Here is a 12,880-nt window from a genome sequence, read left to right as displayed (position 1 = left end):
ACGGTCACCGGCGTGAAGGTCCGCGGCCTGTACTGGGAACGGTGACGAGGAGGGGAACGCGCCCGGTGCGCCGATAACGGGCCACACGGGAGCACACACGGCCACACGGGGCCACTCCTGCCCACTCCCAGCACATGTGACGGTTTCCCGTGATGTGGTCCCGTGTTGCCCCGAAAGCCACATCGGTGATCGAATGTTTCTCCGTCAACTGGTTTTCGATGTCGTGCAGAGGGTGTCGCAAATGATCGGCCGTTTGCTGGGAAGCCGAACGAAGCGGACGCAGCGGACGGGTCCCCTGGCGGCGGTGCGCACCCCGCGCGACGCCGGCGTGCTGAGCTGCCGCGTCCTCGACCCCGTCAACACCCCGGTGCCGGGCGCGGAGTTCACGGTCAGCGACGCCATGGGGCGCAAGGTGGTCGGTGGGGGTACGGACCCCTTCGGATCGTTCGTGGCGACGGTGCCCGCGGGGGAGTACCGGCTCGCCGTGTCCGCCGAGGGGTACACCCCGTACCGCGCCTCGGCGACGGTCGTCGAGGACTCGCTGGCCTCGCTCGGCGACGTGACGCTGCAGGTGGCCCAGCCGCCGGAGCTGCCCGCGCCGGGCGACTGGGAGATCGAGCCGGCGCACTCCTCGATCGCCTTCACCGCGCGGCACATCGGGCTGGCGCGGATCCACGGCCGGTTCAACTCCTTCGCGGGCGCGGTGCGGATCGCCGACGACATGCAGCACTCCGCGATGCACGTCGTGATCGACGCGGCGTCCATCGACACCAATGTGAAGATGCGCGACGACCACCTGCGCTCGGCCGACTTCCTGGACGTGGAGCGGTTTCCGACGCTCGAGTTCTACAGCGACCGGTTCACGCACCGCGGCGGCAACCGGTGGGCCGTCACCGGGGCGCTGTCCCTGCACGGCGTGACGCGCACGGTCACGCTGGAGACCGACTACCTCGGACTCGGCAACGGCATGGAGGGCGAGACGCGGGCGGCCTGCCGCGCCACCACCGAGCTGCACCGCGACGACTTCACGGTGAGCTGGCAGACGATGCTGGCCCGCGGCATCGCCGTGGTCGGCCCCAGCATCCGCATCGACCTCGACGTGCAGATCGTGCCCAAGGGCTGACCGACAATGGCACCGTGAGCGACGTAAGACATGTGCTGGTGCTGCCCGACCGCGACGCCGCGGAGGAGGTCGCCCGGGAGCTGGGGGAGCGGTTCGGGATCGACGAGGAACCGCGGATCCTGCGGGACGCCCTGGCCGGCGAGGACGACGCCGAGGACGCCCAGTGGCTCGTCGTCCTGCGCGACGAGCGGGAGGCGCTGGACCCTGGTGAGCTGGACGCGTTCGCCGGGGAGTGGGAGGGCTGGCGCGAGGAGCCGTAGCCCGCGCCCGGCAGCACCCGTCCGGCGTTGTCAGTGGTGCGTGCGATGCTTGTCACGATGGCCAGGAAGACTGCGAACGACGACCCTCTCGCCCCGGTGACCCTTGCCGTGGGCCAGGAGGACCTCCTGCTCGACCGTGCCGTGCAGGAAGTGGTGGCCGCCGCCAAGGCCGCCGACGCCGACACGGACGTACGCGACCTCACCCCCGAGCAGCTGCAGCCCGGCACCCTCGCCGAGCTGACCAGCCCCTCGCTCTTCGCCGAGCGCAAAGTCGTGGTCGTACGCCATGCGCAGGACCTGTCCGCCGACACGGTCAAGGACGTCAAGGCCTACCTCGGCGCCCCCGCCGAGGAGATCACCCTCGTCCTGCTGCACGCGGGCGGCGCCAAGGGCAAGGGCGTGCTCGACGCGGCCCGCAAGGCAGGGGCACGCGAGGTGGCCTGCCCGAAGATGACGAAGCCCGCCGACCGGCTGGCCTTCGTGCGCTCGGAGTTCCGCACGGCCGGGCGGTCGGCCACCCCGGAGGCGTGCCAGGCCCTGGTCGACGCGATCGGCAGCGACCTGCGTGAGCTGGCCTCGGCGGTGTCCCAGCTGACCGCCGACGTCGAGGGGACCATCGACGAGGCGGTCGTCGGGCGGTACTACACCGGACGGGCGGAGGCCTCCAGCTTCACGGTCGCCGACCGGGCGGTCGAGGGACGCGCGGCGGAGGCCCTGGAGGCGCTGCGCTGGTCGCTGGCGACCGGAGTGGCACCGGTGCTGATCACCAGCGCGCTCGCGCAGGGCGTGCGGGCCATCGGCAAGCTGTCCTCCGCCCGCGGCGGACGCCCCGCCGACCTCGCCCGCGAGCTGGGAATGCCGCCCTGGAAGATCGACCGCGTCCGGCAGCAGATGCGCGGCTGGACCCCGGACGGCGTCTCCGTGGCCCTGCGCGCGGTGGCCGAGGCCGACGCGGGGGTGAAGGGCGCCGGGGACGATCCCGAGTACGCCCTGGAGAAGGCCGTGGTGACCATCGCGCGGGCGGCGCGTTCACGGGGACGCTCGTAGAAACCCACCGCGCTCGGCCCCGTGTCCGGGACACCGGATCCAGGGCCCCGAACCCGGGACATCCCTCCCGTGACACACCGAAGGCCCCGGCGTCCGTCCTGGGGAAGGACGGCCCGCCGGGGCCTTCGGATCAAGCTCGCGGATCCATGCCCGCGTGGCGAACGCAGGCCGCGCATGGATCCTGGGTGCCGGACGGGAGCGGATGAGAGAGGGCCCGCTCTGGGTCCTTCCGGCGATCACACCAGATAAATCCAGATAAGGGGTTCAGCCCTTGAGGGCGCCGACCTTCTGCGCCAGCGCCGACTTCTTGTTGGCGGCCTGGTTCTTGTGGATGACGCCCTTGGAGACGGCCTTGTCGAGCTGGCGCGAAGCGACGCGCTGGTACTCGGTGGCCTTCTCCACGTCACCCGCGGCAGCGGCCTCACGGGCCTTGCGGATCGCGGTCTTCAGAGAGGACTTGACGGCCTTGTTGCGCAGCCGGGCCTTCTCGTTGGTCTTGTTCCGCTTGATCTGGGACTTGATGTTCGCCACGAATGAGCCTTTGCAGGTTCAGGCACGAGGCCGCGAGGGTCCCGTGCCGGTGATTTCTTGAAGGAGTGCCTCGTGCTGAGAGGGCAAGAGACACAGCCACCCACACTACCAGCGGGTCGTCGAGGGTCCCAAACCCGTACCGGCTCCCCACCCGTGGGACCATGGAGGCTACGTATCGATCCGACCCGAGACCCGAGACCGCAGACACTGCGGACGCCTCAAGAATCAGGACCCTGCGTGCCCGCGATCCCCAGCCATGTGCCCGAGCCGAGCCGTACCGACCCGGCGCTGATCCGCAACTTCTGCATCATCGCGCACATCGACCACGGCAAGTCCACGCTCGCCGACCGGATGCTCCAGCTGACCGGTGTGGTCGAGCAGCGGCAGATGCGCGCCCAGTACCTCGACCGCATGGACATCGAGCGCGAGCGCGGCATCACGATCAAGTCCCAGGCGGTGCGGTTGCCGTGGGCCCCGACCCACGACAAGAGCGACACGCACATCCTCAACATGATCGACACCCCCGGGCACGTCGACTTCACCTACGAGGTGTCGCGGTCGCTGGCCGCGTGCGAGGGCACCATCCTCCTCGTCGACGCCGCCCAGGGCATCGAGGCCCAGACCCTCGCCAACCTCTACCTGGCGATGGAGAACGACCTCACGATCATCCCCGTGCTGAACAAGATCGACCTGCCGGCCGCGCAGCCCGAGAAGTTCGCCGAGGAACTGGCCAACCTGGTCGGCTGCGACCCCGACGACGTGCTCAAGGTCTCCGCCAAGACCGGCCTCGGCGTCGACGCGCTGCTCGACAAGGTCGTCGCCGAGATCCCCGCCCCGGTCGGCGTCAAGGACGCGCCCGCCCGCGCGATGATCTTCGACTCCGTCTACGACTCCTACCGCGGAGTGGTGACGTACGTCCGGGTCATCGACGGCCAGCTCAACAAGCGCGAGCGCATCAAGATGATGTCCACCGGCGCCACGCACGAGCTGCTGGAGATCGGCACCAACTCGCCGGAGATGCTCTCCGCCGACGGCCTCGGCGTCGGCGAGGTGGGATACCTGATCACCGGCGTGAAGGACGTCCGCCAGTCCAAGGTCGGCGACACCGTCACCAGCCAGCACAAGGGCGCCACGGAGGCGCTCGGCGGCTACAAGGACCCCAGGCCCATGGTGTTCTCCGGCCTGTACCCGCTGGACGGCTCCGACTACCCCGAGCTGCGCGAGGCCCTCGACAAGCTCCAGCTCAACGACGCCGCCCTGGTCTACGAGCCGGAGACCTCCGCCGCCCTCGGCTTCGGCTTCCGCGTCGGCTTCCTCGGCCTGCTGCACCTCGACGTGATCCGCGAGCGGCTGGAGCGCGAGTTCGGGCTCGACCTCATCGCCACCGCCCCCAACGTGGTCTACCGGGTGATCATGGAAGACGGCACCGAGCACACCGTCACCAACCCGAGCGAGTTCCCCGAGGGCAAGATCAACGAGGTGTACGAGCCGGTCGTGCGGGCCACGATCCTCGCGCCGACCGAGTTCATCGGCTCGATCATGGAACTGTGCCAGACCCGGCGGGGCACCCTGCTCGGCATGGACTACCTCTCCGAGGACCGCGTCGAGATCCGCTACACCCTCCCGCTCGCGGAGATCGTCTTCGACTTCTTCGACCAGCTGAAGTCGAAGACCCGTGGTTACGCCTCGCTGGACTACGAGCCCACCGGCGAGCAGACCTCCAGCCTGGTCAAGGTCGACATCCTGCTGCACGGCGACAAGGTGGACGCCTTCTCGGCGATCACCCACAAGGACGCGGCGTACGCCTACGGCGTGCGGCTCGTCGCCAAGCTGCGCGAGCTGATCCCGCGCCAGGCCTTCGAGGTGCCCATCCAGGCGGCCATCGGCTCCCGGGTGATCGCCCGCGAGACCATCCGCGCCATCCGCAAGGACGTCCTCGCCAAGTGCTACGGCGGTGACATCTCCCGTAAGCGGAAGCTGCTGGAGAAGCAGAAGGAGGGCAAGAAGCGGATGAAGATGGTGGGTTCCGTGGAGGTTCCGCAGGAAGCCTTCATCGCGGTCCTGTCCAGCGATGACAGCGCGGGGTCGGGCAAGGGCAAGAAGTAACCGCCGCGCCGCACGCCGAGTCCGGGTGAAACGGACACCGAGGGGCCCGTCGTACGAAAGTGCGGCGGGTCCCTTCGCATGTCACGGGCGCGCATCTGTAGGAAGTGACAGGGCGCGGAGTCTTACGCGGCGGCCGGTCGCCCTTTACCCTGATGCCTGCCCCTTAGTTACTCGTGAGTTAAACAAGTGATCGGGCAACAGTCCGAGTCACCGCCCGAACACCGCCCGAGAGTGAACCAGCCGCACCTGAGCCAGCCGCAACGAGCCAGCCGCACCGTCGCGGGCCCGGAGGATGTCGTGAGCGACACACAGACACTGATCGAGAACCGTCCGCCCTCCGTGGCGGGACTCTTCCTGGAGCGGGTGGCCGCCACGCCGGACGCCGAGGCGTACCGCTACCCGGTGCCGCCGGCCGCGGGCGAGGGCCCCGACGACTGGAAGTCGCTGACCTGGGCGCAGGCCGCCGAGCGCGTCTACGCGATCGCGGCCGGCCTCATCGAGCTGGGCGTGCGGCCGGAGCAGCGCGTGGCCCTGGCCTCCTCGACCCGCCTGGAGTGGATCCTCGCCGACCTCGGCATCATGTGCGCGGGCGCGGCGACGACCACCGTCTACCCGCAGACCAACGCCGACGAATCGGCGTACATCCTCTCCGACTCCGAGAGCCGGGTGCTGATCGCGGAGGACGCCGCGCAGCTCGCCAAGGCGAGGGAGAAGAAGGCGGAGCTGCCCGACCTCACCCATGTGGTCGTGGTCGACGCGGCCGGTGCGGACACCTCCGAGGACTGGGTCCTCACCCTCGACGAGCTGGAGCGCCGGGGCGCGGCCCGCCTGGAGCAGGACCCCCAGCTGATCAAGGAGCGGGTCGGCGCGCTCACCAAGGACCAGCTCGCCACCCTCATCTACACCTCCGGCACCACCGGCCGGCCCAAGGGCGTCCGGCTCCCGCACGACTGCTGGTCGTACATGGCCAAGGCGATCGCCGCGACCGGCCTGGTCACCAAGGACGACGTGCAGTACCTGTGGCTGCCGCTCGCGCACGTCTTCGGCAAGGTGCTGACCTCCGGCCAGATCGAGGCCGGGCACGTCACCGCCGTCGACGGCCGGGTCGACAAGATCATCGAGAACCTGCCGGTCGTCCAGCCCACCTACATGGCGGCCGTCCCCCGCATCTTCGAGAAGGTCTACAACGGCGTCGCCGCCAAGGCCCGCGCGGGCGGCGGAGCCAAGTACAAGATCTTCCAGTGGGCCGCCGGGATCGCCCGCGAGTACGCCAAGGTCACCCAGGACAACTTCAAGCGCACCGGCACCGCGAGCGCCCCCGCGGGGCTGCGCACCAAGCACGCCGTCGCCGACCGGCTCGTCTACGCCAAGATCCGCGAGGCCTTCGGCGGCCGCCTGCGCGCCTGCGTGTCGGGCTCGGCCGCCCTCGCGCCGGAGATCGGCTACTTCTTCGCCGGGGCCGGCATCCACATCCTGGAGGGCTACGGCCTCACCGAGTCCTCCGCCGCCTCCTTCGTCAACCCCGGCGAGGCCTACCGCACCGGCACCGTCGGCAAGCCGCTGCCCGGCACCGAGGTGCGCATCGCGGACGACGGCGAGATCCTGCTGCGCGGCCCCGGGATCATGGAGGGCTACCACAAGCTGCCCGAGAAGACCGCCGAGGTGCTGGAGGCCGACGGCTGGTTCCACACCGGCGACATCGGCGAGCTGTCGCCCGACGGCTATCTGCGCATCACCGACCGCAAGAAGGACCTCATCAAGACGTCCGGCGGCAAGTACATCGCGCCGGCCGAGGTCGAGGGCCAGTTCAAGGCGGTCTGCCCCTACGTCTCCAACATCCTGGTGCACGGCGCCGACCGGAACTTCTGCACCGCGCTCATCGCCCTCGACGAGATCGCGATCACGGAGTGGGCGAAGGAGAACGGCCTGGAGGGCAAGCCGTACGCCGAGATCGTCGCGGCGCCCGCGACCGTCGAGATGGTCGACGGTTACGTCAAGCAGCTCAACGAGGGGCTCCAGCGCTGGCAGACCATCAAGAAGTTCCGTCTGCTGCCCCGCGACCTCGACGTCGAACACGGCGAGATCACCCCGAGCCTGAAGCTGAAGCGGCCGGTGGTGGAGCGGGAGTACAAGAACCTGATCGAGGAGATGTACGAGGGCTCGCGCGAGGCGTAAAGCCCGGGGCGGCGCTGTCCGTGCCCGCGAATGTCCGAAGACGTCCGGTTTCCGTTCGGCTTCCGGTCGTCTTCGAACGTTCGCCTAGCACGGTTCTCACCCATCGCGACCCACTTCGGTAACTCCGTGCTTATGGGCGGGGCCGGTCTGTCACTCTGTCGGCATCGACTGCGAGGAACTCGCACGAACTGCCCGGGGAGACGTCCATGGGGGCCATTCCGACGCAGCGGGAGACCGCCTCCCGCGCCGGCGCGGAGCCTGCGCACACCGCCCAGGAGTGCGCGCGGGCACGCGTGAGCCTGCTCGGCAGCTCCCTGGCGCCGGGCGCCGCCCGCGCGATGGCGCGGGCCGCGCTCGCCGACTGGTCCGCGCTCCGCCTGCCCGGCACGGAACAGCTGACGGAGCACCTCGTCGCCGACGCCCTGGTCGTCGTCAGCGAGCTGGTCACCAACGCCGTGGTGCACGCCGGCACCGACGTCGACGTGGTCCTCCGGTTGGAGGAGACGGGCGCGCTCGTCGTCGAGGCCACGGACCAGCACCCGTCCCGTGCGCCGAGGAACACCGACCCAGAGATGCCGCACGATCCCGCCGAGTACGGGCGCGGCCTGCGCCTGGTCGCCGCGCTCGCGGAGGCGTGGGGCATCACCTACCGCCCGGGCATCAAGACGGTGTGGGCGCGATTGTCGGCCGCGGGCACGGACACCGCCGGGCAGCCCGAGGCGTACGCCGGAGGGTGCGGAGCGCGACGCCCCGAGCCGCCGGGCACGCGGACGCCGGGGGAGGGGACGGGCGGGGCGGACGGCGAAGGCGCCGGGGGCGGTGCGTCCGGCGCGTCTGGTGAGGCCGTGGCGTCGGGCGAGGCCGGTGATGCCCGGGAGTCCGGCGAGTCCGGCCAGTTCGGTGCGTCCGGCGAGGACGTGAGGGTCGGCCTGGGGGACCGGACGGCCGCCCACGTGCCCCAGGGAGGCCCGAGCGGCCACGGCACCGGTCAGGACGGCCCGGACGCGGACGGCCTTGGGAAATCGGACGGCCCCGCGCTGGGCCCGGACCGTCGGACGGCCGCTCCCGGCCGTGCGGCCGCCCCGGGCGCGAACCAAGACGCGGGCCAGGGCGCGAACCAAGACGCGGGCGCGACCCGCGACCGCGGCGGGTGTCCCGGCCGGCCGGGCCGGCCGCGGTGGCCCGACCCGTGGGACGGCACCGCCGGGACCGCCAGGCGTGGTGTCCGCGACCGCGAGTGGCTGGGCCGCGGCGCGCTGTCCTTCCTCGCGGAGGCCTCCGACCTCCTGGCCGGGCAGCTCGACGAGGATCTGGTCGCCTCCCTCACCGGCCAGCTGATCGTGCCCCGGCTCGCCGACTGGTGCGGGGTGTGGCTGGAGGACGAGTCCCTGGGCCGGGGCGCCTGGACCGACGACACCGGAGCGGCCGTGGGCGCCCGGCTGGCCCGCGTGTGGCACGCGGGCGAGGGGCACCTGGACGAGCTGCGCGCCGCCCTCGAGAAGGACCCGCCCCGCCCGCGCGACCCCTGGCGCTCCGGCCCCGTCGGCCATCCCTGGCCCGGCGACGCACTCGGCCCGGACGGTAGGCACGGCACCGCGCTCGCCTACCGCCTGGTCGCCGGAGGCAGGCCACTGGGCACCCTGGTCATCGGACGGGCCGACAGCTCGGGCGCCGCCCCGCACGCCTCGGACGACCCGGACGACCCCGACACCCTCGACACTCCCGGTTTCCCCGACGAGATCACCGGCCTGGTCGAGGATCTCAGCCGCCGGGTGGCGCTCGCCATCGGCGCCGCCCGCCAGTACGCCCGGCAGGCCACCATCAGCGCCGTACTCCAGCGCGGCCTGCTGCCCGGCGCCGTCGCGGAGATCCCCGGTGTGCGCAGCGCCCTCGTCTACGAACCGCGCGACAAGGGCGGCCCCAGCGGCGACTTCTACGACCTCTTCCCGGCCGGTGACGGCCGCTGGTGCTTCGCCGTGGGCGATGTCCAGGGCAAGGGCCCCGAGGCCGCCGTCGTCATCGGGCTCGCCCGGCCCTGGCTGCGCCTGCTGGCCCGCGAGCAGTACGGCGTCCCCGACGTCCTCGACCGTCTCAACCAGCTCCTCCTCGACGACGCCACCGAGGCCGCCGACGCCGCCGCCCGCGCGCTGGTCGCCGCGGGCGGCCCACCGGTTGCCCCGGGCGACGGACCGCAGACCCGCTTCCTCTCCCTGCTCTACGGCGAGCTGGTTCCCTTCGACGGCGGCGTCCGCTGCACCCTCGCGTCCGCCGGGCACCCGCTGCCGCTGCTCCTCGGGCCCGACGGCACGGTGTCGGCCGTCGCGCACCCGCAGACCCTGCTCGGCGTCGTCGAGGACGCGACCTACGTCAGCGAGACCTTCGAGCTGCGGTCCGGGGACACCCTGCTGTGCGTCACGGACGGGATCACGGAGCGGCGCAGCGGCTCCCGCCAGTTCGACGACGGCGACGGTCTGGCCACGGCACTGGCCGGGTGCACGGGCCTGGACGCCGAGCTGGTCGCCGAGCGCATCAGGCGGCTGGTGCACGAGTTCGGGCCCAGGCCCCCGGAGGACGACCTGGCCCTGCTCGTGCTCCAGGCCGAGTAGCCGAGCGGCAGCCGGACAGCCGGGCAGCCGGTCGCTCGGGCAGCCGGTCGATCGAGGAACCGGGTAACCGCGGCCGTACGGGACAATGGAACGCATGCCCTCCGCACTCCCCGACGGCGAGCCCGTCCCCGCCGACGGTGCCCTGCCCGTGTCCGCGCTCGCCGGGGCCGCCGACCGCCCCCTCGGTTTCTACCTGCACGTCCCGTACTGCGCGACCCGCTGCGGCTACTGCGACTTCAACACCTACACCGCGACCGAGCTGCGCGGCACCGGCGGCGTCCTCGCCTCCCGCGACAACTACGCCGACACGCTCGTCGACGAGGTCCGCCTGGCCCGCAAGGTGCTCGGCGACGACCCGCGCGAGGTCCGCACGGTCTTCGTCGGCGGCGGTACGCCCACCCTGCTGGCCGCCGGGGACCTGGTACGGATGCTGCGCGCGGTCCGCGACGAGTTCGGCCTGGCGCCGGACGCGGAGATCACGACGGAGGCCAATCCCGAGTCGGTCGACCCGGCCTATCTCGCGGCGCTCCGCGAGGGCGGCTTCAACCGGATCTCCTTCGGCATGCAGAGCGCCAAGCAGCACGTCCTGAAGATCCTGGACCGCACCCACACGCCCGGCCGCCCCGAGGCCTGCGTCGCCGAGGCCCGCGCGGCCGGCTTCGACCACGTCAACCTCGACCTGATCTACGGCACCCCCGGCGAGTCCGACGACGACTGGCGGGCCTCGCTGGACGCCGCGCTCGGCGCCGGACCCGACCACGTCTCGGCGTACGCCCTGATCGTCGAGGAGGGCACCCAACTGGCCCGGCGCATCCGGCGCGGCGAGGTCCCGATGACCGACGACGACGTGCACGCCGACCGGTACCTGATCGCCGAGGAGACCCTGTCCGCGGCGGGCTACGACTGGTACGAGGTGTCGAACTGGGCCACCTCCGACGCGGGGCGCTGCCTGCACAACGAGCTGTACTGGCGGGGCGCCGACTGGTGGGGCGCGGGACCCGGCGCGCACTCCCACGTGGGGGGCGTGCGGTGGTGGAACGTGAAGCACCCGGGGGCGTACGCGGGGGCGCTGGTGGCGGGGAAGTCCCCGGGCGCGGGGCGCGAGGTCCTGACGGACGAGGACCGGCGGGTCGAGCGCATCCTGCTGGAACTGCGCCTGCGGGAGGGCGTCCCGCTGGCGCTGCTGCGGGACGCGGGGCTCGCGGCCTCGCGGCGTGCGCTGTCGGAGGGGTTGCTGGAGGAGGGGCCGTACGTGGCGGGCCGCGCGGTGCTGACGCTGCGCGGGCGGTTGCTGGCGGACGCGGTGGTGCGGGACCTGGTGGACTGACCAGGGTTTTCTCGCCCCCGCCGCCCCTTCCCGTCCCGACCCCGGGGGCGCTGCCCCCGGACCCCCGCTCCTCAAACGCCGGAGGGGCTGGGTTTGCTCACGCCGTCACGAAGTCGATCAGCTCCTCTACTCTCCCCAACAACTCCGGCTCCAGGTCCTTGTACGACCCCACCCGGGCCAGGATCGCCTGCCACACCGCGCCCGTGTTCTCCGACGGCCAGCCCAGCGCCCGGCAGACCCCGGTCTTCCAGTCCTGGCCGTGGGGGACGCGGGGCCAGGCATCGATCCCCACCGACGACGGCTTCACCGCCTCCCAGATGTCGATGTACGGGTGCCCCACGACCAGCGCGTGCTCGCTCGTCACCGCCTCCGCGATCCGCCACTCCTTCGAACCCGGCACCAGGTGGTCCACCAGGACGCCCAGCCGTGCGTCCGGGCCCGGGGCGAAGTCCGCGACGATCGACGGCAGGTCGTCCACGCCGCCCAGGTACTCCACGACCACGCCCTCGATGCGCAGGTCGTCGCCCCAGACCTTCTCGACCAGCTCGGCGTCGTGCCGCCCCTCGACGTAGATGCGCCCGGCGCGCGCCACCCGTGCGCGTGCGCCGGGGACGGCGACCGAACCGGACGCCGTACGGGAGGGGCGCGCCGGACCGGAGGAGGACGGCCGTACCAGCGTCACCACGCGGCCCTCCAGCAGGAAGCCGCGCGGTTCCAGCGGGAAGACCCGGTGCTTGCCGAAGCGGTCCTCCAGGGTCACCGTGCCCGCCTCGCAGCCGATCACGGCGCCGCAGAACCCGGTGCCGGGCTCCTCGACCACCAGGCCGGGATCGGCCGGTACCTCGGGAACGGGCTGCGGTTTCTTCCACGGAGGGGTCAGGTCGGCGGAGTACTGGCGCATTCTCCCGACGATACGAGGAACGCCCGCCCCGTGATCAACGCGACACGCCGAACCGGGCGGCCAGCGCGTCCCGTTGGGCCCGGACGAACGCCGCGTCCACCACCGCTCCGTGACCGGGGACGTACAGCGCGTCGTCGCCGCCCAGGTCCAGCAGCCGGTCCAGGGCGGCCGGCCAGCGCGCCGGCACGGCGTCGGGGCCCGCCTGCGGCTCGCCGGACTCCTCGACCAGGTCGCCGCAGAAGACGACCACCGGGGCCCCCGGCGCCAGCGCCAGCACCGCGAGATCGTGCCCGGTGTGTCCCGGGCCCACGTCGGCCAGCAGTACCCGGCGGCCCCCGCCCAGGCCGAGTACGCGCTCACCGCGGACCTCGTGCCGGACGGGGACGAGCGCGTGGGCCGCCTCCGCCGCCCGCCGCGCGTCCAGGCCCTCCGCCACCGCGTCCGCGCGCAGCGCCTGCCGCCCCTGTCCGCCGGGCGCGAACAACGCGTGGGTGCCCACCGCGCCGTACACCTCCGCGTCCGGGAAGGCCGCGGCGCCGAAGACGTGGTCGAAGTGCGGGTGGGTCAGCGCGAGATGTGTCACACGGCGGCCGGCCAGCCACCGCGCCGCCTCGTGCAGCCGGGCGCCCTCGTCCAGGCTCGACCCCGCGTCCACCATCAGCGCCGCGTCCGCGCCGAGGACCAGCCCCGCCGTGCAGTCCCATCCCGGCAGCCGGCACCGCCCCACTCCGTCCGCCAGCCGCTCCCAGCCCAGCTCTTCCCAAGTCACCGTCACGGCGACGACGCTAACGGCTTGGTCCCGGC

Annotated in this window: 10 protein-coding genes; 7 read left to right on the top strand and 3 right to left on the bottom strand. The window is 72.2% G+C overall.

Translation table 11 applies throughout. The annotated features are described in order from the left end of the window. Positions 1-241 precede the first annotated feature (241 nt). The 3 genes from ACZ56V_RS06640 to holA are packed head-to-tail and all read left to right on the top strand — an operon-like array spanning position 242 to position 2,430. Positions 242-1,123: a YceI family protein gene (locus ACZ56V_RS06640; protein WP_356359812.1), complete on the top strand. Its 882-nt coding sequence runs from the start codon at positions 242-244 to the stop codon at positions 1,121-1,123. Between the two features lie 14 nt (positions 1,124-1,137). Then, positions 1,138-1,383: a hypothetical protein gene (locus tag ACZ56V_RS06635; protein WP_356359813.1), complete on the top strand. Its 246-nt coding sequence runs from the start codon at positions 1,138-1,140 to the stop codon at positions 1,381-1,383. A 57-nt stretch (positions 1,384-1,440) separates the two neighbouring features. Continuing rightward, positions 1,441-2,430: a DNA polymerase III subunit delta gene (gene holA, locus ACZ56V_RS06630; protein WP_468939829.1), complete on the top strand. Its 990-nt coding sequence runs from the start codon at positions 1,441-1,443 to the stop codon at positions 2,428-2,430. A 264-nt stretch (positions 2,431-2,694) separates the two neighbouring features. Here the strand turns inward: holA and rpsT are convergent, their stop codons facing one another. Continuing rightward, positions 2,695-2,961, bottom strand: a complete 267-nt coding sequence (rpsT, locus tag ACZ56V_RS06625) for a 30S ribosomal protein S20 (RefSeq protein ID WP_030180898.1) — start codon at positions 2,959-2,961, stop codon at positions 2,695-2,697. A gap of 237 nt (positions 2,962-3,198) precedes the next feature. Here rpsT and lepA point away from each other — a divergent pair, with 237 nt between their 5' ends. The 4 genes from lepA (at position 3,199) to hemW (ending at position 11,175) form a co-directional block, all read left to right on the top strand. Then, positions 3,199-5,067 (top strand): translation elongation factor 4, encoded by a 1,869-nt coding sequence (gene lepA, locus ACZ56V_RS06620; RefSeq protein ID WP_356359817.1) that lies wholly within the window; start codon positions 3,199-3,201, stop codon positions 5,065-5,067. Positions 5,068-5,364: 297 nt separating this feature from the next. Beyond that, positions 5,365-7,242 carry an AMP-dependent synthetase/ligase gene (locus ACZ56V_RS06615; protein ID WP_468939825.1) on the top strand — a complete coding sequence of 626 codons (1,878 nt, stop codon included), beginning with the start codon at positions 5,365-5,367 and terminating at the stop codon, positions 7,240-7,242. A gap of 206 nt (positions 7,243-7,448) precedes the next feature. Further along, a complete protein-coding gene (locus ACZ56V_RS06610; protein WP_468939823.1) occupies positions 7,449-9,848 on the top strand; it encodes a SpoIIE family protein phosphatase in 2,400 nt (799 codons plus the stop codon). 94 nt (positions 9,849-9,942) lie between these two features. Beyond that, positions 9,943-11,175, top strand: coding sequence for a radical SAM family heme chaperone HemW (hemW, locus tag ACZ56V_RS06605; RefSeq protein ID WP_468939820.1), 1,233 nt, complete (start codon positions 9,943-9,945; stop codon positions 11,173-11,175). A gap of 97 nt (positions 11,176-11,272) precedes the next feature. On the opposite strand, the gene ACZ56V_RS06600 is transcribed toward hemW, so the two are convergent. Beyond that, on the bottom strand, positions 11,273-12,076 hold the full coding sequence (locus tag ACZ56V_RS06600) for a DUF3097 domain-containing protein (protein WP_356359825.1): 804 nt from the start codon (positions 12,074-12,076) through the stop codon (positions 11,273-11,275). 34 nt (positions 12,077-12,110) lie between these two features. Next, positions 12,111-12,851, bottom strand: coding sequence for an MBL fold metallo-hydrolase (locus ACZ56V_RS06595; protein WP_398910974.1), 741 nt, complete (start codon positions 12,849-12,851; stop codon positions 12,111-12,113). Between the last annotated feature and the right edge of the window lie 29 nt (positions 12,852-12,880).

This window comes from Streptomyces sp. NPDC034099, assembly GCF_055575415.1.
The sequence above is the reverse complement of the archived record's forward strand: the minus strand, read 5'-3'. Positions and strand labels throughout refer to the sequence as shown.

What these genes read in the sequence shown, in the direction of transcription:
- ACZ56V_RS06640 (WP_356359812.1), top strand. Translation starts at nt 242, where the DNA reads ATGATCGGCCGTTTGCTGGGAAGCCGAACGAAGCGGACGCAGCGGACG.
- holA (WP_468939829.1), top strand. Translation starts at nt 1,441, where the DNA reads ATGGCCAGGAAGACTGCGAACGACGACCCTCTCGCCCCGGTGACCCTT.
- ACZ56V_RS06610 (WP_468939823.1), top strand. Translation starts at nt 7,449, where the DNA reads ATGGGGGCCATTCCGACGCAGCGGGAGACCGCCTCCCGCGCCGGCGCG.
- hemW (WP_468939820.1), top strand. Translation starts at nt 9,943, where the DNA reads ATGCCCTCCGCACTCCCCGACGGCGAGCCCGTCCCCGCCGACGGTGCC.
- ACZ56V_RS06600 (WP_356359825.1), bottom strand. Translation starts at nt 12,076, where the DNA reads ATGCGCCAGTACTCCGCCGACCTGACCCCTCCGTGGAAGAAACCGCAG.